Genomic DNA, 24,419 nt, shown 5'->3' with positions numbered 1-24,419 from the left:
AATTAATGCCTATCCTTATTCCAAAATAGAAAGGTCAGACTTTTATGATAAAACTCAGCATTCTTGACCAATCTCCGGTATCGGAAGGCATGACGCATGCGCAGGCATTACAAAAGACCGCTGAGCTTGCTATAGAGGCGGAACGCTTGGGTTATCATCGCTTTTGGGTATCAGAGCATCATTCTGCCGCAAATCTTGCAGGGTCCAGTCCGGAGGTACTGATTTCACATCTGGCCGCCCGGACTTCAACCATTCGAGTGGGGTCGGGTGGTGTGATGCTGCCTCATTACAGCGCTTATAAAGTAGCGGAAAACTTTCGTGTGCTGGAGGGGTTGTATCCGGGACGCATTGATCTGGGTCTGGGACGAGCGCCTGGAGGAATGCCCATTGCTACCAGAGCTCTGCAAGAAGGCAAAATGCGAGGTGGCGTAGATCTATACCCTGAGCAGTTGGATGACCTGTTAGCTTATTTACATGACAGCACAGGCAATGATCACCGTTTCGGTTCGCTACAGGCGATGCCGCTCATAGAAACTGTACCGGAAATGTGGTTGCTCGGCTCCAGCGGTGATAGCGCAGCTCTGGCAGCCGAGCGTGGCGTGGGCTTTGCGTTTGCGCAGTTCATTAACGGTGAAGGTGGCACAGGGGCTATGAAGGAATACCAGGAAAGCTTCCAGCCTTCCCAGCATAGTGACCAACCGCGTTCGCTTGTTGCCGTATTTGCGATCTGTGCGGACACCGAAGAGGAGGCGAATCGGTTGGCTTCCAGTATGGACTTGTCTCTTGTACTATTAGAGCAGGGAATGCGCTCCGCTGGAACACCTTCCGTCGAAAAGGCACTGGCGTATCCGTATACGCCGTTTGACCGGATGCGTATTCGTGAGAATCGCAAACGTATGGTGGTCGGTTCGCCCGAACAGGTGAAGCGTCAGATTGAGCAATTAAGTAAGGACTATAATGCACAGGAGATCATGGTTGCGAGCATTATTCACGACTTTGATGCCAAAATGAAATCTATACGTCTCATGGCTGAAGCATTTGGACTGTCTTCTGTATAGTCATAATGCGATTCGCCGGATTTAAAAGATCACAGCTTCGAGGAGCTGTGATCTTTTTTTGAATTTTTTGAGGGAATATTGGATGATATGCACTGTATGATATAGGAAATAAACCAGTTAACACTTGATAATGATTATCAATATCTTTATTATATAAAGATAGAATGAAGTTTTGATGAAAGTCGTGCGTTAAGCCCGTGACTATATATATTGGATAAGGGAAAGGGATGATTCCAAATGTTTCGTCTGAAAACGGCAAATCTGGATATTGCTTATGAAGATCGATTGATTGTAGAAGATCTGAACGTAGAAATACCGCAAGGGAAAATCACAGCCTTGGTGGGCGCAAATGGTTCTGGCAAGTCCACCATTCTGAAGACGATGGCTCGCATCATGAATCCTAAGGGCGGCAGTGTTCTGCTTGACGGTAAATCCATTCATAAGCAATCCACCCGGGAAGTAGCTAAACAGCTGGCTATTTTGCCACAAAATCCGACTGCACCGGAAGGATTAACCGTGACGGAACTGGTATCTTACGGACGTTTTCCCTATCAAAAAGGCTTTGGCTCCATGAAAGCGGAAGATCGCAAAATGGTAGAGTGGGCCATTCAAGTAACGGGAATGAGCGAGTTCCACGATCGTCCGATTGATCAGCTTTCTGGCGGTCAGCGTCAGCGTGCTTGGATTGCTATGGCGCTTGCGCAGGATACGGATATTTTGTTTCTGGATGAGCCGACGACATTTTTAGATATGGCGCATCAACTGGAAGTGCTGCATTTGCTAGAGTATCTGAATACTTCGGCGGAGCGCACCATTGTTATGGTCGTACATGATTTGAACCATGCGGCCCGGTATGCTCAGCATATGATTGCGATCAAAAAAGGGAAGGCCGAGGCGGTAGGAACTCCAACTGAGGTTATGTCTCCTGATGTGCTGCGCGAGGTGTTCGGGATTGAGGCGGATATTGTAACAGATCCTCGTACGGGTGTACCGCTCTGTCTTCCATATGCTTTGGCTGGACAGCCAGCGGTAAGCCAAGCAGTAAAGGAAATGAATGTGGAAGAGAAGCAACCCGTGGGTTCTGTTGCCGAGCGACGTGATACCAGACCACAAGTAGCGGCAAGAGGTTAAAGGGGACATACCATGAGACCACTGGATTACAATCAGCTTGAGCAATTAGCGAAAATAGTGAGAGTCACGCCGGAGGATGCAGTATATTCCGGCCCAGTGGCCGAATGGCTTGAACCAGAGAAAATCCGCTCTGTGATGGAGTATTACGGCGATCTTCTGCGTGCTGAAGACGATTTAACCGCAGCCGTTTATTTTGTGAACCAGTTGCGTGGTCTCGTGTTTGCACAGCATTTTATGGTGTCACTGTGTGAACGCCGTTTGGATCTGTCCGTTTCTAATCTCAGATTTCATATTTGTTATGAAGGTCAATATCCCTCTATTAGCCTCCAGGTCATCGACCTAACAGAGCTGGACAATACGCGGAACAATGGGGATGACCATTCTTCCGAACAGGCTCAGCAAGTGTTACGTGACTTTTACAGTTTGCAGATGCGGCCCATATTGGAGGCAATAGCTGCAGTGGGGAGCGCATCTATTGGGCAAATGTGGGGACAGTTTCCGTTGACATTGCTGTATTTTAAGGATAGAGTACAGCCATCGTTGACTGATCTTCAGGATGTGGAGCGCTTTGAACAAGATTATATGTATGTGACACGTGAGCTGGAGGGAGAGGTATTCGGGCGTAAAAGAAATCCGTTTACGGTTCGTCTCATTGAATTGGACAATCCTTACCGCCCCGGTGAAAATACCTACATGAAACCGTCCTGTTGCCAATATTACAAGACAGGTGGAGGCCAGCGGTATTGTTATGCTTGCCCAAAAATGTCCGCTTCCGAACGCGAAGAACGCAGACTCGAAGTGATGGCATCACGGTAAAGTCACTGTGGATGTTGGCATGTCCGTCACGTTTTGGTTAAAATAGGTTATGTAACCTAAACCAAGCGACACGAAGGAGGATGCTGTATGTCTGTCTATTCACATAATGCCGTAACACCAGCGAATCAGGAGGTTTCTCTGGATACTTACACCGGTAAGGTGCTGGTTATTGCGAATACCGCCAGTAAATGTGGACTTACCCCGCAATATGGGGATTTGCAAAAGCTTTATGACGAATATAAGGATCGGGGATTAGTTGTATTAGGATTTCCTTGCAACCAATTTGGCGGTCAGGAGCCGGGCAGCAGCGAGGAAGCGGCTGAATTTTGCCAATTGAATTATGGGGTTAGTTTCCCGATATTCGCCAAAGTGGACGTCAACGGACCTGATACAGCGCCTCTGTTTGAATATTTAAAAAAGCAACAGCCTGGAGAACAGGAAGATGGGACAATTCAGTGGAATTTCACGAAATTCATTGTGAATCGTGAAGGTGTACCTGTGGGTCGTTTTGAACCGAAGGAGTCACCAGAAGCGATGAAAGCAGCTATTGAGCAATTGCTATAGTAGCTTCGCTTTAATTCCAACGTATATGTTTAAAAAGGGTCTGATTTCCGGAATGTCTCCGGGAAACGGACCTTTTTTGTTCTCTACATATGCATTTGTCTAAGGTGTATTGCATCATGTGAAGGTCGATTCCAAGGGCATAATCAGGGGGCTTACAGGGAAAACTGGATGGAGCAAAGAAACATTTCAGCAAACGACTGAACTCGTATATCCTTTCTTTTTTAAATGTGGACAAATTGTGAATATCTTAAAAAGCTATTGTAATGTGAAAAATATCACACTATAATAAGCGCATGAAGTGAAATAAATCACAAACGCTAACGAGCTGTTTACGTGAAACTATTCACAATTATTATACATTTTATGCCCACACACCAAGGAGGAATTTAACATGAAAGTAGCAGTTATCGGATGTACACACGCAGGCACGGCAGCTATCGTCAATACAGCTAAATGTTATCCAGATGCCGAAATTACCGTTTATGAGCGTAATGATAATATTTCATTCTTATCTTGTGGTATTGCGCTGTACGTAGGTGGTGTCGTCAAAGATCCGCACGGACTGTTTTATTCGTCTCCAGATCAACTGGCTGACTTGGGTGTAGAGACCAAGATGCTTCATGAGGTAACGAGTGTGGATACGGCAGGCAAGACGCTGCATGCACGTAATCTCCAAACAGGTGAAGAATTTACAGACACATTTGATAAATTAATTGTGACTACAGGATCATGGCCCATTATTCCGAAGCTGGAAGGCATTGAACTTGATCATATTTTGCTCTGTAAAAACTATAATCATTCGAATGATATCATTGAGAAAGCCCAGCACGTACAGAACATTACAGTCGTCGGAGCAGGATACATTGGTGTTGAACTGGTAGAAGCGTTCCAAATGAACGGTAAAAATGTAACATTGATCGACAGTGCTGATCGTATATTGAATAAGTATTTGGACCATGAGTATACAGACCGGATTGAAAGTTCCCTGAAGGAGCATGGCATTAAGCTGGTACTTGGCGAGACGGTGAGTCGTTTTGAGGGTACGAACGGTAAGGTAAGTAAAGTCGTGACCTCTAAAGGAGAATATGAAACAGAGCTTGTTATTCTCTGCATCGGTTTCCGACCTCAAACGGATCTGCTCAAAGGTCAGGTAGATATGTTGCCTAACGGTGCGATCATTGTGGATAACTATATGCAAAGTAGCTGCCCGGATGTGTTTGCAGCAGGTGACAGTTGTGCAATCCGCTATAATCCGACAGGCAAAACGGCTTATATCCCTTTGGCAACCAACGCAGTTCGTATGGGTACGCTGGTAGCACGTAATCTGGTACAACCAACCATTGCCTACATGGGAACCCAAGGAACTTCGGGTATCAAAATTTACGAAGACAATATTGCAGGAACAGGCATGACGGAAGCGGCGGCAACGGACGAAGGCATGACTGTAGAAGCTGTAACCATTGAGGACAGCTACCGGCCTGAATTTATGCCAACCTCCGAAAAGGTATTACTGAAAGTGGTATATGAGCAGGAGACACGGAGAATTTTGGGGGCACAAATTATGTCGAAGGTGGATTTGACGCAATCCATTAACACGCTATCCGTAGCCATTCAAAATCATATGACCATTGACCAGTTGGCCTTTGTCGATTTCTTCTTCCAGCCACATTATAACAAGCCTTGGAATTTCCTGAACGCAGCAGGTTTACAAGCATTGCCTACAATATCCGAACGGAACCCAGTTACCGTATAATTCGGTTTGTCTGTGACATTGTTCATAAGTTTGTCAACAATCTGAGACGTATGGACGAATCCTTATAGTACAATATAGAGTAGCATAAGGATTAGGGGGTAAGTAGCTTATGGATTTGTTTTATATCCTTTTTCTTGTAGTCGTGGCGCTGGTAGGCCTCGGTGGAGTTATTTGGTTCTTGAGAGCAGTTGAAAAGGAAGAATATAACTAAATGTAAAGTGCGTAGTAGCGCAGTAGATGTAATAATACAGAAAAGACAGTCCTTTTTCCAAGGGCTGTTTTTTAATGTTCGATAAAGTGATTTTTTTCACAAACATAATCACTGATTTTAAATAAAATATGAAAGAAGAACATTTTAGTGAAAAGATATTAAAGGAGCGGGGACATATGGCGAGCTATAAACCGGGGCAAATTGCCGAAAAGACGGTGGAAACAGGAGTGGCCAAGGCGAACAACCCGTGGACTGTGGCGGTGGTACTGGGATTTTTGGCAGGTGCATTTATTGCACTCGGGTTTTTGCTGGATATACGTGTTATTGCAAGTGCGCCTAAAGAATGGGGAAGCATTGCTACCTTTATTGGAGCTGCGGTGTTCCCTGTAGGTCTGGTATTAGTTTTGATCGCCGGCGGAGAATTGCTGACCGGCAATATGATGGCGGTTCCTTTGGCGAGATGGGCAGGACGGATTAAGACAGGGGCCATGCTTCGTAATTTGGCGATTATTACGCTCAGTAATTTTGCGGGTGCGTTATTCGTTGCATTTTTCTTTGGCCATGTGCTGGGTTTGACAGAAACGGGCCCTTACCTGGACAAAGTGGTGGATATGGCAGGACATAAGCTACATGAAAGCTTTTTGCAGTCTTTTATATCGGGTATAGGATGTAACTGGCTCGTAGCACTGGCTGTATGGCTGGCTTATAGCACAGACTCAATTGGCGGCAAAATTATGGGGATTTGGTTCCCGACCATGGCCTTTGTCGCTATTGGATTTCAGCACGTTGTTGCCAATATGTTTCTCATTCCGGCGGCTATTTTTGCAGGCCACTTTTCATGGGCAGATTATGTTATGAACTTCATTCCGGTCTGGCTGGGGAATTTGGTAGGAGGTAGCCTGTTTGTGGCTGGAGCCTACTGGTTGGCCTATTTAAAAAAGCCTCAAGCCAACGCACATCCAGTGAATGAATCTCCAACCACTTCTTCGGTTGCACATCAAATCCGTTGAGTGATCCTGCTTAATTACGGCACTTTAAACAGCAATGAACAAAGCAAATCCGCCATGACAGGCCCGGGGGAACGAAACCTGTCATGGCGGATTTTTTTTGGGAGTGGTCCATGATTTGGCATGGAGGATGAGTGTGCTCTCGTCCCATAATGCCTTGATCTCTTTTACCCTCGGTAAGATATGATGAAACAGGATGTCGAAAAAAATATGATTCTTAAAAAAATCCGTTTTGCTCTATGCAGCAGACGGATTTTTTAATATTTTGGACTAGCGGCTGTGTGGGAAAATCCTTCTCTTGCCATAGGTCAAAGCTGTGGATATGATAAGATCAGTGTAATTTTTGGAAACGGTAACGGAAAGGAGCATCAACACTATGGATCATCGCAATAGCGCGCCTCCTGAGGCCACGCTTCAACAAGACTTACAAAGGGGACAGCGGATGACGGAGCAGCAGGACGGTATTTTTCCGGCTGTATGCCCGTTAGATTGCCCGGATACGTGTGGGCTCCTGCTTCACAAGGAAAATGGAAAGATAGTCAAGGTCACTGGGAACCCGGATCATCCTATTACCAAAGGCGCTATTTGTAACAAAGTTCGCAATATGACGGAGCGGGTATATGATCCTGATCGGGTGCTCTATCCGTTGAAACGTATAGGCCCCAAAGGAGAAGGGAAGTTTGAACGAATTAGCTGGGAGGAAGCGGTCGATACCATTACAGGTCGATTCAAGGAGCTGATACGTACGGACGGATCGGAATCTATTCTCCCCTACAGCTTTTATGGCAATATGGGCGTATTGAGTGTGGATGGAATGGATCGCCGATTTTTTAATGCGCTGGGTTCAAGCCAACTGGATCAGACGATTTGCAGCGTGGCTGGGAATGAAGGCTGGGCATCCGTTATGGGCTTTAAGGGCGGCACCAGCCCGGAGGACACGGAGGATGCAGACCTCATTATTGTGTGGGGTGGAAATGTCATTAGCACCAACATGCATCAGGTCGTTTTGGCTGAGAAGGCACGTAAAAAGGGTGCTAAGGTGGTCGTTATTGACGTTCATCGCAACCGGACGGCGCAATGGGCGGATTGGTTCATTCCGTTATATCCGGGGACGGATACGGCGCTCGCGCTGGGTGTTATGAATGTGCTGTTCGCTCAGGGACTGACGGACGACGAATTTTTACATCGCTACACGGTAGGCCATGAGGAACTGCGCGAGCATGTTAAGACGTATACACCAGAGCGAGTTTCGCGGATTACCGGCGTGCCGGAAGCAGATATTATCCGTTTAGCGGAAATGTACGGAACTGCGCGAGCAGCGTATATCAATATAGGTAATGGGCTTCAGCATCATGATAATGGCGGTATGAACGTACGTGCGGTTACATGCTTGCCTGCGCTCACTGGACAATGGCTAAAGCACGGCGGGGGAGCGTCACGCTCTAATGGCGCTTATGGCAAATTTAACGGCGCCAATCTGGCGCGTCCTGATCTGCGACAGAACCCGGATGCCCGGGTGATCAACATGAACCGGATCGGAGAAGCGCTGCTACAGAAGGAACAGCGGATTAAGGCGTTATTTGTATACTGCAGTAACCCGGTAGTTGTAGCTCCCGATTCGGAACGGGTGACTGAAGGATTTGAACGAGAGGATTTGTTCACAGTCGTACATGACCTGTTTCTTACGGATACGGCCCGTTATGCCGATATTGTGCTGCCTGCAGCGTCTTCCTTTGAGGGTACGGACCTATATAAATCCTACTGGCATCACTATGTCCAGATGCAGGAACCCGTCATTGCTCCACTCGGGGAAAGCAAAAGCAATTATGAGCTGTTTAGCCTGCTCGGACGGGCTATGGGCTTTGACGAAGCTGCCTTTACGGAAAGTGAAGCGGACATGATCGCAGGCGCGCTTGATAATCCAACGAACCCTTATCTCAACGGTGTAACCTTGGAAGCCTTAAAAGAGTCACCTTTTGTAAAGCTCGATATGTCGCCAAAGGCTACTTATTTGGATCGTCTAACCACGCCTTCAGGCAAGATTGAGTTGTATTCGAAAAAAATGAAACAAGCAGGTCTGCCCGCGATGCCTTCATATGTGCCGCTGATTGAAGGGTATGATGGAGAGCATCGACCGCAAGCGGACGAGCGGTTTCCATTAATGTTTATTTCACCGCCAAACCATAATTTTCTGAATTCTACTTTCGCTAACTTGCCCAAGCATCAGCGGCTAGAGCGGGAGCCCTTGCTACAAATTCACCCGGAGGATGCTCAGACAAGAGGCATCGCGGATGGGGAACCGGTTACCGTATGGAATGATCGGGGGACGTATGAGCTGAAAGCCAAAGTCACCGATCTGATGCTGCCCGGTACAGTGATTAGCCAGGGATTATGGTGGGAAGGCAAAGGACGCAGACAGCGTGTCAATGTGTTAACCTCTGATCGGCTGTCGGATATGGGACAGGGGGCTACTTTCTTCTCAACGGTGGTGAATGTGAAGCGCCAATGAGATAATGCCATTTATGGCGTCAGATGCAAAAGGAGAAACAAAAGACATGAAATGGTTGGAGTCTTATCCGAAAGAAGTGAAAGTGTTTCTCATTGCTAGCCTGATTAATTCCGCTGGAAGTTCATTGATGTGGCCGTTGGTCAGCATGTATGTGTTTGACGAACTGAACCGTAGTATGGGAGATGCAGGGATTGCGATTTTAGTGCAGTCTCTGGGCGGAATTTTTGGTCAAGTGCTGGGCGGAGCCCTCTATCATCGTATTGGAGCCAAAAAATTGATTGTTGGCTCACTGGCGATGAACGCGCTGGGACTTCTCACGCTTCCATTTACCAGTGGTCATTGGGTAGCGTTTGTCATCATGATGGGCTTTATCGGCTTTTTTAATGTCGTATCTGTGCCTGCGATTCAGGCCTTTGTAGGTTTTCGTTTCGCTGACCGTCGTGGAGAGCTGTTTAATATTATTTATGTCGCTAACAATATTGGGGTTGCAGTGGGTACGGGATTGAGTGGCGTTCTGGCTGACCTTTCCTATCAGCTCAGCTTTGTGATGAACGGGGTGACTTCTGCGGTATTTGCCGGGTTCTTCTGGTCTTATCTAAGCAGGGTAGATCGGGAAGAGGGAGAAGTACAGCTCAGCAAGTCCGTGAAGAAAAGAGAGGAAATACCAGCTCGTTTGCTGTTTCGTGATACCAGATTGTATCTCTTTGTGGGGGTAGGCTCGCTTTTTTTATGGTTCGGCAATTCGATCTGGAATACAGGAGTGTCTCCCCATATTATTGAGCAGGGCTTGCCTAAAACGATGTATGGGTTACTATGGACGCTGAATGGTATCCTTATATTTGCCGCACAACCCATTATTTTTTGGATAAAACGACTGTACGCTCATCACGCTTCAGCGCAAATGACATGGGCCGGAGGATTTTATTTGGCGGCTTATATTGTCATGCTGGGCACACAGAACTATACTGGAATGATATTCGCTATGGTTCTGGCGACCCTGGGAGAAATGCTGATTGCACCTGCGGTTCCAGCATTCCTGTCTGATCATGGAGGTCGGGGTGCACCCTTTTACATTGGGCTTGTGGGGGGTATTGGCGCAGCCGGACGGGTAATGGGGCCTTATATTATGGGGAAGTTGTATGATGGCGGTGGGTTACCGCCTACACTTTGGCTGGCATCAGGCGTAGCGGTGTTGTCGATCCTGTTTTTCGTCCTGCATAGCTGGTTGAACCGTTTCCGGCATCATTCGGATACTTTGGATACTACGACACCCAAGGTAGATGCTCCCAGTTCTTAAGTCCTAATAAAAGTGCAGTAATATGCTGTAATTATGGTACAATAAGTGACGAATGGTTGTAGTTATTGCTTCAGGAAAGCCTTCACAGGAAGGATTGAAAGGAATTGTTTACAAGTCAACCCTTGACAATACGTCATTCGGAGATGAAGGATGCTCCTGATCTGATTGCGCTGGATGAATTGGTATGGAATGAACGCACGGCTCCCGCTTCGCTGTCTTGGAAGTCGCGCGGAGAGTTTCTGCGCAATACGCCTCCAGGCTCTCAACTGGTCGCCATCGAACAGGAAGTACTCTGCGGGTATATTGGATTTCGTTCTCCAACGCTGTTGGCTAGTAATTGTCATGTACTCGAAATAAATATAGCTGTACATCCAGCTTATCATCGCAAAGGTATTGGGACGGCGCTCATGAACTCCATGAAGGACATTGCAGCTGCCGAGGGCATACGCAAGTTGAGTTTGCGTGTACTCTCATGCAACACGGAAGCCCTTATGTTTTATGAAAAAAGCGGTTTTGCGATTGAAGGACGTTTGCATGAGGAGTTTTACATAGCAGGCCAATTCGTGGATGATGTGTTAATGGCCTATTTCTTAAAATAGGCGGGAGGCTACAGACAGTAATATTCAGTTTTATGCCCGGCCTAAACAAACAACGCCGCAGACCTGATCAGGTCTGCGGCGTTGTTGTACATCAATATTACCGAAGTTGCTTCCATTCATTTTGGAGCATACCATACACTGCGTGGTTCATGTAGCCGTCGGGCAGCAATTCCGCTTCGCGTACAATGCCTTCGAGCACAAAGCCCAATCGTTCTGGAATACCGCGGCTGCGGCGGTTCGTAGTTGCGCAACGGATTTCGACCCGATGCAAGTCCAGCTCCATCAAAGCATATTCAACGAATACGCGGCAGGCGCTGGTCATAAGACCTTGTCCTTCGTACCCGTGTCCAAGCCAGTATCCGATGCTAACGGAGCGGTGAGTCCAATTGATCTCATGGTAGCTGATGATGCCAGCAAGCTCGTTGTCTATCCAAATTCCGGCGGTCAGACTACCGTTCTCTGCGGCTTGTTTCAAGGCGCCCTGCACGAACTGCTCTGTGTGGCTGATTTCCGTGGTAGAGTCTACCCATGGAAGCCATTGACGCAGGCGGTCACGAGACATTTCGATCAGCTCAAACAGAGGCTGCACATGCTCCTTGGTGAGCGGCCGAAGGACTGTGCGTTCGTCCAACGCATATGTAAACATGATTGATCCCCTCTTTCACTCGGAAAATCGCTAAACCAGCCAGTCTAGCATTTAATCCCATGCTACCTTATTCTGCGAGAGTCGTCAAAAGGGAGAGGAAGCTTCAAATTCTATAGGTCCCACCCGGAACCGTTCATGCTCGTATACATATTTCAGATCCAAATCCCCTACAAATTCGGTTGGGGATACACTGCCAGATACAGTGGCTTGCAGAGGAAGTTGTTCGGCATCATACATGACGAAAGAGCTAAAATCGAGATGTTTTGTAAATTGGGCAGGATCATCGTAAAATACGGATGCTTTAGGGTCTATCGTGTGTGTAACACCGTCAATCGTGATAGCAATATGGACCTGGCGGTTGTGATCACGTAGCTCCACTGAGCTGTGTACGCGCTGGGATACAGCATCTGCTGCCGATTCGACTACATATTCTTCCATCGTGCGTGCGTTAACAATATGCAACTCCTGCAATTCGACACCCGTTCCCGAGGCACGCGTGAGGATCACGACAGCTTCACGGACACCATCCCCGTTCACATCCCTGTAATATAATTGTGGTGCGGTGGAAATATCTGCCGAGCCCGACCATCGGAATGTGCGGCGTTGCTGGCCGATTTCCAGTACAGCTGAATGGAATAATCCCTGTGACGGATTAACAGCATATAAGCGGACAGATGATTCTTCTGGAGCGCTGGCTAGCGGACGAGATTGTACGGTTTCGTTCACCGGGTCCGGTGAGGGATGGCCGGAAGTCATGACGGAAGAGGACAAAAGCATAGACAGCAGGATCACAATGAGCAGCTTAAACACGGGTGGGTCTCCTTTTCCGGGCAAAATAAAAGATATATACACTATAACGAATTTATTTGCCGAAAATGTTAACTCTTTTTCATAACTTGTCACTTTTTTTGCTGAAGCGTGCATAAGGATTTTCATTTTATTGAGTTATGCGGTGTGAAAGGGTATATTTAAGGGAACAGGTTTTACACAGATTATACGGAAGAAAGGTTGATTAGCGTGGAGAAGCCGATCACTCCCCCCAATTTTATTAAAAATGTTATTGAAGAGGATCTACGTACGGGTAAGGTAAAGGAGGTTGTTACACGTTTTCCGCCTGAACCTAACGGATATTTGCATATTGGACATGCCAAAGCTATCTGGATCAATTTCTCGCTGGGAGATGAATTCGGAGGACGCACAAATCTGCGTTTTGACGACACCAATCCGGCGAAGGAAGACACGGAATACGTGAACTCCATCCAGGAGGACGTGAAGTGGCTCGGTTATGAATGGGAGGAAAAACATTTTGCCTCCAATTATTTCGAAGAAATGTACAAGCGTGCCATCCTGCTGATCCAAAAAGGTAAAGCCTACGTGGATGATCAAAGCGCGGACCAAATCCGTGAAACTCGTGGCACACTGACCGAACCGGGGCAAAATAGCCCTTATCGGGATCGCAGTGTTGAAGACAATCTGAAGCTGTTTGAAGAGATGCGTGCAGGCAAATACCAAAATGGTGAAAAGGTGCTGCGTGCCAAAATTGATATGGCTTCAGGAAACATTAATTTACGTGATCCGGTTATTTACCGCATTTCACACACAGCACATCACAATACAGGCGACACATGGTGTATCTATCCAATGTACTCCTATGCTCATCCGCTGGAAGATGCGATTGAGGGAGTAACGCACTCGCTCTGTTCGCTGGAGTTCGAAGATCAGCGCCCGCTGTACGATTGGGTTGTAGCTGAATGCGAGATGGAAAAGGTACCGCACCAATACGAATTTGGACGGCTGAACCTGGCTCAAACCGTAACCAGCAAACGTAAGCTCAAGCTTCTGGTCGATGAAAAGCACGTAGATGGTTGGGATGATCCGCGTATGCCGACGATTTCCGGTTTACGTCGTCGCGGCTACACGCCGGAGGCCATCCGCAGCTTCGTATATGAGACAGGCATTTCCAAAGCCTACGGAGTCATCGATTTGCAGGTACTGGAGCATTTTGTACGTGAGGATTTGAAGCTTAAGGCACCTCGCACCATGGCAGTCATAGATCCGTTGAAGGTGGTTATCACAAACTATCCTGAAGGACAAGTTGAAATGCTGGAGGCGGAAAATAATACTGAAAATCCGGAACTCGGTACACGTCAAATTCCGTTTTCCCGTGAAATTTATATTGAGCGTGAGGACTTCATGGAAAATCCGCCGAGCAAATACTTCCGTTTGTTCCCTGGTAATGAAGTACGTCTCAAGCATGCTTACTTCATTAAATGCAACGATGTGATTAAGGATGCGGACGGAAATGTAACGGAGATTCATTGTACCTATGATGTAGAGACCAAGAGCGGATCAGGCTTTACTGGACGTAAAGTGAAAGGAACGATCCACTGGGTAGAGGCTACTCAGGCTGTACCTGCCGAATTCCGTTTGTATGAGCCTTTGATTAATGCAGAGGACACGGAAGAGATTGAAGAGGATGCATCGGAAAAAACATTCCTTGACCAATTGAATCCGAACTCTTTGGAAATTGCTCATGGCTATGTCGAGCCGAACATGAAAGAAGCTCAATCGCAGGACAAGTTCCAATTTTTCCGTCATGGTTATTTCAGTGTCGATCCGAAGCTTTCCAAGCCGGGTGAGCCTGTATTTAACCGTGTTGTATCGTTGAAAAGCTCTTTCCAATTGCCTAAGCAATAGATTGTTGGAAAGTGTGGGACAGATGGTAGCTTCGTGCGACCAAGTTGAAAAGGAGTCTGCCGACGGCAGACTCCTTTATTTTACGCATGCACACTCTTTATCCATGATCATTGACTTGACGATACTCTATTGTCTTTGCTAACAAGCCAGAAGGGAAGAGGGGATAGCTCATTCCTTTAGTGTTGTTAAGGGGCTTCTTCTATTCGTTTGTGCCCGCTGGCAGTCCTGGCTGATAACCGTTCTTGTACAGCATATACCACATGATAGCGAATCCCACAGAGCCAAGTAGGGCGAAAAAGACCCCTGCATGGTACATCATTTCTCCGCCAAAGTTCTGGAATAGCCAACCTCCCGCAAAACCTGCTACGATACCGGATATACCACTCCAGGTCAAGGTATATACGGCCTGTCCGGATGATCGGTATGCTGCAGGGGTAAATAGGACGGTCAACTGGGTGCCTACATAGAAGTATCCACCGAAGGTGACGCAATGAAGTGCCTGAATGAACACGATCTGAATCGGGTCTGTGGCCAGAGCCATCAGTTCCCACCGTAAGGCAAACAGCAAACTGACGAGTGCCAAACAACCGACCATCACGGTCATTCTTTTCTTCAAGAAGCGATCAAACAGCAAAAATACAATAATTTCGAATACCGATGACATAAAAACAGCAAAACCAAGCATCTGTTTGGACCCACCCAGTTCGGTGATATACAGGGACATAAAGGCGCTGTTGATTGAATTCGGGATGGATACAAGGATGCCCAATAAAATAAAGGATATAAAGTATCCGTTCATTAAAACGCTGCCAAAGCCACGCAAATGAATAGTTGCTGTCTCCACAGTGCTTTTCAGTGGTGGAATCGACAAGGTGCAGATCAATGCAGCCAGAAGAAGTACCGTAAAGATGGTGGATATGCTGGATATCCCCGTTTGGTCAATAACTATGCCAGCAACTGCTGCTGTCACAGCCCAACCGAAGGAGCCCCATATACGGAATGAACCAAATTTCCGGTCTGTGCCCTCAATATAGCTGAGAATTAGGCTGTTGCTTTGCGCAAATAAAGGGCTTTGGAAAAAATAAAAACCAATCATCGCCACATAAATCATGATATACGTATGGACATGAAATAAAGCTTGTAGCAATAACAAGGTACCTATAATCATAAATAGTAGAATACGTCGGAGGTTACGGCTCCGGTCGCTTGTATAGCCCCAAAAAGGGTTCGCGAATACGGATACAAAAGGTCCGATAGCCATCAGACTCCCGATCTCCAGCTTGTCCATGCCGATATCTTGCAGATACAACGGGAAGAAGCTGGAGAAAATGACCATAGCTCCATATAGAAAAAAATTATACAGTTTTAAGGAATATAGAGGAGTCTCTTGAATTTCTCTCTTTTGCAAGACAAGCCATTCCTTTCTTAGCCCGATAGAGAATTGCGCATCGATGCCGATCTGTGGGAGGTTCTTTATTCCAATGTATCATGTGTTGAAAGGGTTAACAAACCAATAAATTAACAATTATGTAATAATTATTAGAAGATACTAATTTGATATTGGTTTATGCAAACTTAATGATTATTTCGCTATTTTACTAGTTATTGTTTTTGTAGCTCTAAGGGGCGACATGTAGACGAACTACAGGGTTTAAGACTATATATGGTTAGTTCAAGTAAATGCTTGGTTAGTTACAAAATCTTTATTTATAAATAGGTTCTTAAGACCTAAAGTTTATACATAGAATAGCCGATACTTAATCCATAATCAGGAGAATTTAGGATTATTTTTTCTTGAATAAAAATATATTGTCGCAGATATTACATAAAATCAGAATACTATGCTTCGTAAGAAATGATATAGGTTTAATCGACTGGCCTGTATAGTTGGTTTTATGAAATATCGGGTGGAAAGGGATGGAAAATGGCATTACAGCATCATAGAGACAATTCCTTGTACCGCCGATTTCCTCGGCTTCTTTTGCTTCAGGCAGGAGAAGGAGGTGCGTTGGTGACTTCTGAAACCAACGAGCCCAATGTAATACTGACTCGTGAGGGACAATCATATTATTTGCATGATCCTGAGCAACCTAGGCGGGAAGCAGAATTATTTGTTTTGGGTTTTAACGAGGTTAAACCTCAAGCGCACGTGATCTTTTTTGGTGTAGGACTTGGGTACCATATTCGTGAATTTCTACGCAAGTACCCGAATACCAGCTTCTCCATCATCGAGCCCGACACTGGTTTGATGAATATTTTTTTGCAGCATCTGAATGAAAACGATTGGCTGGCTGATGAGATGATCGAAGAGGTAATGGTAGGAGGAATGACAGGAGAGACAATCGGTACACTGCATAGGTTGATCGACCGTGTATCTGGGATCCTAGTTGTTCCATGGCTCCCGTATCGCTCCTTATTTGCTGCGGAACTGAAGAAGTTTAATGAAATATTGTACAAAATGGTCTCTAACAAGAAGGACAAAATGGCTATCAATAACGTGTACGAAAAAAAATGGGCGTTAAACAGTATTCATAATTTCCCTTATATTTTACATAGTTCGGATTTTCTGCAGGCGGGCTCAGAGCATATTAGGAGTAAGCCAGCCTTAGTAATATCCGCTGGCCCTTCGCTTAACGACGAAATTGAGCACCTGCGACATATTCGTGAGAATAATCTTGCTTATCTGTTTACGGTAGGATCGGCAGTGAACACGCTGGTGGAGCATGGCATTTATCCGCACGGCACGTTCAGTTATGACCCGAACGAACACAACGTAAATGTAATTCAAAAGGTGATCGACAAGCGAATTGATTCAATTCCACTTATTTTCGGCAGTACGGTCGGTAAGCACACACTCGATCATTATCCAGGTCGTCTTATGCATATCATCATTTCTCAGGATGAACTCTCCAAACACGTATTGCGTACACCGGAGGGAAATAAACCAACGATTATTAACGATGCTCCTTCAGTAGCGGTCATTGCACTCCAATGTCTGATCCAGATGAAAGCAGACCCTGTTGTGTTGGTAGGGCAAAATTTAGCTTATCGGGATGAACAATATTATGCTGAGGGGATTACTCATGCCCAAGGTGTTCCAGCTAGTGCCGATTTGCCGCGTGTACAGGGTGTTCATGGTCAACAGGTAGTTACACGACATTCTTTTATTAAAATGAAAATAGAGATGGAGTTTTACATTAGTACAGTGAAGGGAACTGAATTTATAAACACAACGCGTGAAGGCGCTGTTATCAAAGGAACATCTTTTCAGAACTTGGAAGAGGTAATCCAGACGCGGTTAAAAGGTGCTATTGACGATACGTGGCTGCAAACCAGCAGTAATTCGGAATACGATCTCATGTTTCTGAGGTCACGCATTGAAGAGCTTCAGCGGGATGAAGAGGTTTTTCAAACCATTATGGAACAGATTCATCATGCTTTGCTCGGCATCAAACATAAGCTCAGTCTGAAGCAGGCCAATATGCTGAACGTGTCCTTTGGACAGTTTGATGACTTATTTGCCTCATTATTAGGTAATTGTTTTTTCAAAATATATGTTCTTCCTCGCCATCGTATGCTGTATGAGTTTTTGTACAGTAAAATGGGCGCCATTCAGAGCAGTAGGAATCCTCTAATCAGAGGGGAGCAAATTCTGCTGTACTTCGGGGATTTCATATGGAAATGCCAGCAGGATTATATGGAAATCAAGAATGAGATCCATGAATTTCACCATTCCATTCACACCTAGATAAAAAGGAGCACGTATATGAGTAAGAAGAAAAGAAATAAGAATCATGTAAATCGAATGATTAAGGTAAGTGTACTGACAACACAGGTGCTCAACCTAGCCAACCCATATATTTCAGCGACGTTTGCATCGGAGAGCGTAAGCGACAATACGACGGAGAATGTGTCGGTGTCGGACGGGTTCATACAAGACGCTTTCTCATCCCCCGTGGCCTTATCAGTCTATATGCAGGCGCAAATGGACGAGCCTCCATACTATACATGGCTTTCACCTCAGGAAAGCGGCGTTTCTTTGTCCGCAAATCTGGCTATGTCGTTCAGTGAAGAGGTGCAACTGGGCACAGGCCATCTGGTAGTGCACCAGAAGGATGGAAGTGAAGCGGGCCGGATTAACGTGAGCGGAGGTACAGTTGTAGGTGGCACGGTACATATCAGCGGTCAGCATGTGCGGATGGAACTGGATCATCCACTGGCGGATAGTACCCAGTATTATGTAGAGGTCAGCTCAGGTATGTTTGTAGACCGTGCGGGTCAAGGCAACAATGCGATTTGGGACAAGGACATGTGGAACTTCCAGACGGCAGACAAAACTGCGCCGAAGCTGGTGAGGAAGGGACCAGAAGGCCCAGACATGAGTGGCGTAAGTCCCTACGATGCGAACTTTATGCTGGAGTTTAATGAGCCAGTGAGATGGGACCACGGCTACGTAAGATTGCACGAAGCCTCGGGTGGGGCAGTGGTTCGTGAGTTACCGATATCGGGTCAGTGGGGAACGGGGAAATCCCAATCAGTCTGGGAAAATACAGCCTACTTCTCCTTCTCGGGTGGGCTGGAACAGGGAAAGTCGTACTATCTGGAAATTACTTCGGGAGCACTAACAGATTTGGCGATGAATCCATATGTAGGGATGCATACTTCGGAGGACTGGACATTCCGCACACGAGATGAGCGGCCTCGTTATACGAATCTGTATCCAGAAGGGAGTGGTCAATCGCTCACCCCGAACCTGCACATGAGCTTCAGTGAAGAGGTGCAGTTAGGCACAGGCCATCTGGTAGTGCACCAGAAGGATGGAAGTGAAGCGGGTCGGATTAACGTGAGCGGTGGTACAGTCGTAGGTGGCACGGTACATATCAGCGGTCAGCATGTGCGGATGGAACTGGATCATCCACTGGCGGATAGTACCCGGTACTATGTAGAAGTCAGCTCGGGTATGTTTGTAGACCGTGCGGGTCAGGGGACAAATGCCATTTGGGACAAGAATATGTGGAACTTCCGGACAGCAGACACCACTGCGCCGAAGCTGGTAAAGAGGATAACGCCTGAAGGATTGGAACTCAGTGGTGCAGGCCAGTATGCAGGGTTTATATTGGAGTTCAATGAGCCGATGAAGTGGAACCAAGGCTATGTAAGGCTTCACGAAGTATCAGGTGGGGCAGTGGTTCGCGAACTACGAGTATCGGGTGCAGGGAATTTAAACAGTACACTAGAAGGACATGATAATGTAGTCGAATTTATGCTGTCAGGCGGGCTGGAGGAAGGAAAGTCGTACTATCTGGAAATCACCTCGGGAGCATTGACGGACTTGGCGATGAACCCGTATGTGGGTACACGTACTCCAGAGGAGTGGACGTTCCGCGTACTAGATGAGAGACCTTTCTATACCTATATGTCTCCCCACGACAATGTGTGGACGCTCACACCGGAGTTGGGAATGGCATTCAGCGAAGAGGTGCAGCTAGGTACAGGCCATCTGGTGGTGCACCAGAAGGATGGAAGTGAAGCAGGCCGGATTAACGTGAGCGGTGGTACAGTCGTAGGTGGCACGGTACATATCAGTGGTCAGCATGTGCGGATGGAACTGGATCATCCACTGGCAGATAGTACCCAGTATTATGTGGAGGTCAGCTCGGGGATGTTTGTAGACCGTGTGGGTCAAGGCAACAATGCGATTTGGGACAAGGACATGTGGAACTTCCAGACGGCAGACACCACAGCGCCGAAGCTGGTAAGGAAGGTATCACCGGAAGGTTCAGAGCTTAGTGGTGCAGGCCAGTATGCAGGCTTTATGCTGGAGTTCAATGAGCCGATGAAGTGGAACCAAGGCTATGTAAGGCTCCACGAAGCCTCAGGTGGGGCAGTGGTTCGCGAACTGCGAGTATCCGGTGCAGGAAATTCGAATTTTACGTTAAAAGGCGAGGAAAATATAGCGTACATTGGGCTATCGGGTGGACTGGAACAAGGAAAGTCCTACTATCTGGAAATTACCTCGGGAGCACTGACGGATTTGGCAATGAATCCGTATGTAGGTATGCATACGCCAGAGGATTGGACGTTCCGTACGCTAGATGAACGCTCACATCGTTCTAAGGATAAAGAAACGTCAGCTCAGAATACCTCGTCAGCGACTTCCCAAACAGAGACCAAGACGGGTGTCCTATTAACAGACGCTAAGACAGTAGCCGATAAGAGCCGCACTATTCAACTTATTGGTTTGAACGATGGAGACGTCAGCCAAGCCCTGAATGTTACAATCGGTGAGCAGAAAGAGTTGGTCGTGAACGCCTCGGGGTACAATAAAGCAGCAAAAGTGAGTATACCTTCTACCTTTTTAAAGGAATATGAGAAAGAAAATACAAAGGTGCCGATTAGCATTCACACAGCAGTAGCCCAGTTTACTCTTTCTGCTGAATTGGTTGGCAAATTGGTCTCATTATATCCTGAAGACAACCTGATCGTCGAAATTTCAGCGCTGTCAGGCGAAAACGGTGCACAAGTGCGACAAGCTATTGCTGACACGGGTTTAGCGAATGTTGTGGTAAATCCGGTTGATTTCAAGCTTATGGCTGGAGATCAAGAGATCACTGAATTTTTCGGGCATTACGTGGAACGGAAATTGATTCTCGATCATGAAGTTGATCCTGAGCATGTAGCGGCCGTATGGTTTGATCCTCAGACAGGTGTGTTGTCATCTGTTCCTGTATTGATTCGGAATGTGAATGGACAATTAGAGGCAATCATCAAATCAAACCATAACAGCATTTATGCTGTAGTCTCAGCAGATAAAAAATTTAAGGATCTGGAGAATCATTGGGCACGAAAAGATGTCGAGATGCTGGCAAATAAGCTAATTGTAAAAGGTGTTCAGCCTGATATTTTTGAGCCGAATCGGGCTGTAACAAGAGCTGAATTTGTGACATTGCTTGTGCGCGGGCTCGGCATGCAGGAAAAGCCGCTAACGGAACATTTTACAGATGTGAAAGAAAATGCCTGGTATGCTGGTAGTGTTGGAGCTGCGGTGGAAGCTGGTCTGATCCGTGGTTACGGGAATCATTCATTTGGACCAGAAAGATTGATTACTCGCGAGGAGATCGTGGTTATTACCGAAAAGGCTGTACATTATGCTCAAACACTGAATGCTGATCCTACTAATGAGAAATATAAAGAGACTTACAGCGACGCATCTACTGTTTCTCCTTGGGCTCAAGATGCTATGGCGCAGGCTACAGAGCAAGGATTAATTAAGGGTGTCTCTCCCGACTTGCTTGCGCCCAAACAGCAGGCGGCCCGGGCGGAGGCTACTTCCATAATAAAACGATTTTTGCAACTTATTAAGTTCACGAATTAAAAGTAACGAACTAGACGAATAGGCACCCTCTTTTTTGGCGATCCAGGTGGATCGCCATTTTTTATACTTTATATAGATGATATTATTAGATTTATCCGTGTTTAATGATAGAATTTGTCTAGCAAAAAGGAGGTGCGATGGTGATGGTGGAGGTAACTGGAATTATCGTGGCAGGCGGACGCTCCAGCAGAATGGGACAGGACAAGGCGCTGCTTCAGCTGGGAGGGATTACGGTACTGGAGAGAATAGCTGCTGTGCTAGGGCAGGTAGCAAAACGGGTTATTGTAGTGACCCGGGATGCACAACAGTATAGAGAGTTTGATCTGGAAACGACAAAAGACCTGTATCCCGGCTTAGGGCCTTTGAGCGGCATTCATGCGGGGCTTTCTGCTTCCACAACGGAGTGGGGCATTGTCGTTGCCTGCGATATGCCCTTCGTGCAGCCAGAGATATTGTGTGCTTTGCTTACTCACGCAACGAACTGGGCAGCGGCGCAAGAGACAAATAGTGAACAAGGAAAGCAACAAGTACAAGGAGATCATACAACCTTGACAGGAAATGGCTCATTGCCCCAGCCAGCACAACCTGAGTTACAGGCAGTGATCGCCTCGGTGGATGGACGTATACATCCGCTGCTAGGCATATACCATCAAAGTGTGTTGCCGTCTGCCGAGCAATGTCTGCGTAGTGACCGTCTTCGTCTGATCGACTGGCTAGATTCATTGAACGTTCGTTATGAGACAGCGGGCGATTGGCCAGGTGCGAGCTTAGAGATGTGGCGGCAAGCTGTGTTTAATATGAACTACCCGCAAGATTATCAGACTACAGTGGAGCAATTGGAGCATATACAAAAACGTACCGAACGTGCACAGAACCTGGAAAAACCAGAACGATAACCACATCAAGAACGGAAGGAAATAACAGGAGATGAGAGAGAAGAAGTGTAATGATTTTGAGGGGAGTACATAACATGTTGGAAGCTATTATCCATGCTGTTTTATTAGCGCTGGGTTTGATTTTGCCTTTGGGGGTACAGAATGTATTTGTGTTTAATCAAGGGGCGTCCCAGTCGCGGTTTCGCAATGCACTGCCTGCTGTCATTACAGCGGGTGTCTGTGATACAATCCTGATCACGCTTGCGGTTGGGGGCGTGTCTCTTATTTTGCAGCAATTTCTATGGCTCACGAACGTACTCTATGCAGCGGGCTGTTTGTTTCTGCTATATATGGCCTGGACTCTATGGAGATCGGAGGCAGCTTCCTCGGGAGAAAGTCAGCCGATGCGCCCGAAACGACAGATGATTTTTGCCGCTTCGGTATCGCTATTGAATCCACATGCCATACTCGACACTGTTGGCGTAATTGGAACCAGCTCCCTTCAATATGACGGCGGGGAACGCTGGGCCTTTGGTCTGGCTGCCGTGTCCGTATCTTGGATATGGTTTATCGGTCTGGCAACGGCGGGGCGTCTCGTGGGACGTATGGATTCAGAAGGGAAGTTTGGGACTGTGCTCAACAAAATATCGGCATTGATTATTTTAGGCCTGGCAATGTATATGGCGATAAATTTTATTACCAGTATGTGATCCAAGCCTGGTTAGAGGAAAAGCTTCAAAACAGCGAATACCCCGCTCAAAGCAAAGGGAACACCGATCAAAAACAGCATAAAGGCCAGACAGCCAGCACCATTTATACCGCCTGCAATTCGGGCGTCCCGAGGGTTGGATGGATTGTATAATACCTTAATCTTGCTGCCAACCCGGTTGAGGCTTAGGTTGGTGCTATAAGGATTCCAGAATTCTACGGCTTCACCTGAAGCTGTATAGAAGCGCACCTTTAATCGGCGGGTGTAGCTAGTATCTACCGGATCATCTCGGTCAAAGGGAACGACATCAATATCTACTTCGATATGCGCATCAACGATTTGCCCCTTGGTACGGACCCAGTGGCGTTTACGATAACGATGACGACGGATCGTTCTGAATCCAAAATAGATGAGTAGCAGTCCAATCAAGCTGAACAATGGCATCAGCAGATCGGAGCTAAAATGAAACCAATACACATTGAAATCAATTGAGATGATAATCTACTCCTTTAAACAAAGCGATAATCAATATATCGGACTTTTTTTAGAAACAGTTTAATTCTTCCATAGAGATAACGGCAGAGCTGTATGGAATATAAAAAGATCCTACTTCACCGGGAAGTGGATCTTTTTAATAGCTGCTAGGATTACTTTTTGCTCGATAGGGACATATCAAAATCAACATCCTTGATAAATTCGATAACCTCACCATTAGGGCTGTGGACCAATGCATTTGTTACAACCAGAGGAGGTTCGCCAAGTGTAAGCTGATTGGGTTCCACAAAGGTTCTTGCTCCGTGGGCAAGGGCTTTTTGATATATTTCATCTACATTGTCTACGTAAAATGCCAAGTGTAATAAAGCCCCGTGAGCAATCTCTTGCTCGGATGAAGCTTTTTTTCCTTGGGCAGGAATAACAGCATCATTATCAAAAATTTCGAGACAGGTTCTCTGATCGGGTGAGATCAGCATGGAAGCCTCTTGAATTCGAAAAGACGGAAGACTCCAGTGATGTCCTCTTTTAAATCCCAATACCTTGGTATAAAATGCAATGGTCGCTTGATAGTCACGAGCTTGTATGGCAACATGCGCTAGTCCCTTTACGCTCATTTCAGATCCTCCTTTTGATTCAGGATTTTGCAAAATTCGATTCCAGTCGCTCCGAAGTGCAAG

General features: G+C 46.5%; 18 protein-coding genes and 1 pseudogene. 14 read left to right on the top strand and 5 right to left on the bottom strand.

Features of this window, described 5'->3' with window-relative positions; translation table 11 throughout:
- Nucleotides 1-44 precede the first annotated feature (44 nt).
- The 9 genes from JOE49_RS03680 to JOE49_RS03640 all read left to right on the top strand — a co-directional run bounded on the left by JOE49_RS03680 (nucleotide 45) and on the right by JOE49_RS03640 (nucleotide 10,945).
- Nucleotides 45-1,058, top strand: coding sequence for an LLM class flavin-dependent oxidoreductase (locus JOE49_RS03680; protein WP_209940577.1), 1,014 nt, complete (start codon nucleotides 45-47; stop codon nucleotides 1,056-1,058).
- A gap of 237 nt (nucleotides 1,059-1,295) precedes the next feature.
- Nucleotides 1,296-2,189 (top strand): ABC transporter ATP-binding protein, encoded by an 894-nt coding sequence (locus JOE49_RS03675; protein WP_209940576.1) that lies wholly within the window; start codon nucleotides 1,296-1,298, stop codon nucleotides 2,187-2,189.
- Nucleotides 2,190-2,201: 12 nt separating this feature from the next.
- Nucleotides 2,202-3,005 (top strand): hypothetical protein, encoded by an 804-nt coding sequence (locus JOE49_RS03670; protein ID WP_209940575.1) that lies wholly within the window; start codon nucleotides 2,202-2,204, stop codon nucleotides 3,003-3,005.
- An 87-nt stretch (nucleotides 3,006-3,092) separates the two neighbouring features.
- Nucleotides 3,093-3,569, top strand: a complete 477-nt coding sequence (locus tag JOE49_RS03665; protein WP_023990749.1) for a glutathione peroxidase — start codon at nucleotides 3,093-3,095, stop codon at nucleotides 3,567-3,569.
- A 391-nt stretch (nucleotides 3,570-3,960) separates the two neighbouring features.
- The gene (locus JOE49_RS03660) at nucleotides 3,961-5,322 is read left to right on the top strand and encodes an FAD-dependent oxidoreductase (protein WP_013312369.1); all 1,362 of its coding nucleotides are present in this window, start codon (nucleotides 3,961-3,963) and stop codon (nucleotides 5,320-5,322) included.
- 387 nt (nucleotides 5,323-5,709) lie between these two features.
- The gene (locus JOE49_RS03655) at nucleotides 5,710-6,543 is read left to right on the top strand and encodes a formate/nitrite transporter family protein (protein WP_023990747.1); all 834 of its coding nucleotides are present in this window, start codon (nucleotides 5,710-5,712) and stop codon (nucleotides 6,541-6,543) included.
- A 373-nt stretch (nucleotides 6,544-6,916) separates the two neighbouring features.
- Nucleotides 6,917-9,049: a molybdopterin-containing oxidoreductase family protein gene (locus JOE49_RS03650; protein WP_209940574.1), complete on the top strand. Its 2,133-nt coding sequence runs from the start codon at nucleotides 6,917-6,919 to the stop codon at nucleotides 9,047-9,049.
- Between the two features lie 46 nt (nucleotides 9,050-9,095).
- A complete protein-coding gene (locus tag JOE49_RS03645) occupies nucleotides 9,096-10,346 on the top strand; it encodes an MFS transporter (protein ID WP_209940573.1) in 1,251 nt (416 codons plus the stop codon).
- A gap of 104 nt (nucleotides 10,347-10,450) precedes the next feature.
- A complete protein-coding gene (locus JOE49_RS03640) occupies nucleotides 10,451-10,945 on the top strand; it encodes a GNAT family N-acetyltransferase (RefSeq protein ID WP_023990744.1) in 495 nt (164 codons plus the stop codon).
- A 97-nt stretch (nucleotides 10,946-11,042) separates the two neighbouring features.
- Here JOE49_RS03640 and JOE49_RS03635 read toward each other — a convergent pair whose 3' ends face one another.
- Both JOE49_RS03635 and JOE49_RS03630 read right to left on the bottom strand, forming a co-directional pair.
- The gene (locus JOE49_RS03635) at nucleotides 11,043-11,591 is read right to left on the bottom strand and encodes a GNAT family N-acetyltransferase (protein WP_028540721.1); all 549 of its coding nucleotides are present in this window, start codon (nucleotides 11,589-11,591) and stop codon (nucleotides 11,043-11,045) included.
- Nucleotides 11,592-11,675: 84 nt separating this feature from the next.
- Nucleotides 11,676-12,401 (bottom strand): copper amine oxidase, encoded by a 726-nt coding sequence (locus JOE49_RS03630; RefSeq protein ID WP_209940572.1) that lies wholly within the window; start codon nucleotides 12,399-12,401, stop codon nucleotides 11,676-11,678.
- Between the two features lie 207 nt (nucleotides 12,402-12,608).
- On the opposite strand from JOE49_RS03630, the gene JOE49_RS03625 reads away from it, so the two are divergent.
- Nucleotides 12,609-14,288 (top strand): glutamine--tRNA ligase/YqeY domain fusion protein, encoded by a 1,680-nt coding sequence (locus tag JOE49_RS03625; RefSeq protein ID WP_028540719.1) that lies wholly within the window; start codon nucleotides 12,609-12,611, stop codon nucleotides 14,286-14,288.
- A gap of 185 nt (nucleotides 14,289-14,473) precedes the next feature.
- Here the strand turns inward: JOE49_RS03625 and JOE49_RS03620 are convergent.
- Nucleotides 14,474-15,696 (bottom strand): annotated as a pseudogene (locus JOE49_RS03620) (MFS transporter).
- A 603-nt stretch (nucleotides 15,697-16,299) separates the two neighbouring features.
- Between JOE49_RS03620 and JOE49_RS03615 the strand changes: the two are divergent.
- From JOE49_RS03615 to JOE49_RS03600, 4 genes are all read left to right on the top strand, one after another.
- Nucleotides 16,300-18,036, top strand: coding sequence for a motility associated factor glycosyltransferase family protein (locus tag JOE49_RS03615; RefSeq protein WP_348635846.1), 1,737 nt, complete (start codon nucleotides 16,300-16,302; stop codon nucleotides 18,034-18,036).
- An 18-nt stretch (nucleotides 18,037-18,054) separates the two neighbouring features.
- Nucleotides 18,055-21,663: an Ig-like domain-containing protein gene (locus tag JOE49_RS03610; RefSeq protein WP_209940570.1), complete on the top strand. Its 3,609-nt coding sequence runs from the start codon at nucleotides 18,055-18,057 to the stop codon at nucleotides 21,661-21,663.
- Between the two features lie 143 nt (nucleotides 21,664-21,806).
- Nucleotides 21,807-22,559: a molybdenum cofactor guanylyltransferase gene (gene mobA, locus JOE49_RS03605; RefSeq protein WP_209940569.1), complete on the top strand. Its 753-nt coding sequence runs from the start codon at nucleotides 21,807-21,809 to the stop codon at nucleotides 22,557-22,559.
- A 74-nt stretch (nucleotides 22,560-22,633) separates the two neighbouring features.
- Nucleotides 22,634-23,248 (top strand): LysE/ArgO family amino acid transporter, encoded by a 615-nt coding sequence (locus JOE49_RS03600; protein ID WP_053326280.1) that lies wholly within the window; start codon nucleotides 22,634-22,636, stop codon nucleotides 23,246-23,248.
- An 11-nt stretch (nucleotides 23,249-23,259) separates the two neighbouring features.
- Here the strand turns inward: JOE49_RS03600 and JOE49_RS03595 are convergent, their stop codons facing one another.
- Nucleotides 23,260-23,724 (bottom strand): DUF3592 domain-containing protein, encoded by a 465-nt coding sequence (locus JOE49_RS03595; RefSeq protein WP_209940568.1) that lies wholly within the window; start codon nucleotides 23,722-23,724, stop codon nucleotides 23,260-23,262.
- Between the two features lie 170 nt (nucleotides 23,725-23,894).
- Entirely contained in the window at nucleotides 23,895-24,356 is a 462-nt protein-coding gene (locus JOE49_RS03590; protein ID WP_068938936.1) for a VOC family protein, read from the bottom strand.
- Nucleotides 24,357-24,419: the final 63 nt, after the last annotated feature.

Source organism: Paenibacillus sp. PvR133, from assembly GCF_017833155.1.
Lineage (GTDB): Bacteria > Bacillota > Bacilli > Paenibacillales > Paenibacillaceae > Paenibacillus > Paenibacillus polymyxa_B.
This window is presented reverse-complemented; position numbering and strand designations above follow the sequence as displayed.

What these genes read in the sequence shown, in the direction of transcription:
- mobA (WP_209940569.1), top strand. Translation starts at nt 21,807, where the DNA reads ATGGTGGAGGTAACTGGAATTATCGTGGCAGGCGGACGCTCCAGCAGA.
- JOE49_RS03665 (WP_023990749.1), top strand. Translation starts at nt 3,093, where the DNA reads ATGTCTGTCTATTCACATAATGCCGTAACACCAGCGAATCAGGAGGTT.
- JOE49_RS03645 (WP_209940573.1), top strand. Translation starts at nt 9,096, where the DNA reads ATGAAATGGTTGGAGTCTTATCCGAAAGAAGTGAAAGTGTTTCTCATT.
- JOE49_RS03655 (WP_023990747.1), top strand. Translation starts at nt 5,710, where the DNA reads ATGGCGAGCTATAAACCGGGGCAAATTGCCGAAAAGACGGTGGAAACA.
- JOE49_RS03635 (WP_028540721.1), bottom strand. Translation starts at nt 11,591, where the DNA reads ATGTTTACATATGCGTTGGACGAACGCACAGTCCTTCGGCCGCTCACC.
- JOE49_RS03650 (WP_209940574.1), top strand. Translation starts at nt 6,917, where the DNA reads ATGGATCATCGCAATAGCGCGCCTCCTGAGGCCACGCTTCAACAAGAC.
- JOE49_RS03660 (WP_013312369.1), top strand. Translation starts at nt 3,961, where the DNA reads ATGAAAGTAGCAGTTATCGGATGTACACACGCAGGCACGGCAGCTATC.
- JOE49_RS03670 (WP_209940575.1), top strand. Translation starts at nt 2,202, where the DNA reads ATGAGACCACTGGATTACAATCAGCTTGAGCAATTAGCGAAAATAGTG.
- JOE49_RS03610 (WP_209940570.1), top strand. Translation starts at nt 18,055, where the DNA reads ATGAGTAAGAAGAAAAGAAATAAGAATCATGTAAATCGAATGATTAAG.
- JOE49_RS03680 (WP_209940577.1), top strand. Translation starts at nt 45, where the DNA reads ATGATAAAACTCAGCATTCTTGACCAATCTCCGGTATCGGAAGGCATG.
- JOE49_RS03590 (WP_068938936.1), bottom strand. Translation starts at nt 24,356, where the DNA reads ATGAGCGTAAAGGGACTAGCGCATGTTGCCATACAAGCTCGTGACTAT.
- JOE49_RS03600 (WP_053326280.1), top strand. Translation starts at nt 22,634, where the DNA reads ATGTTGGAAGCTATTATCCATGCTGTTTTATTAGCGCTGGGTTTGATT.
- JOE49_RS03675 (WP_209940576.1), top strand. Translation starts at nt 1,296, where the DNA reads ATGTTTCGTCTGAAAACGGCAAATCTGGATATTGCTTATGAAGATCGA.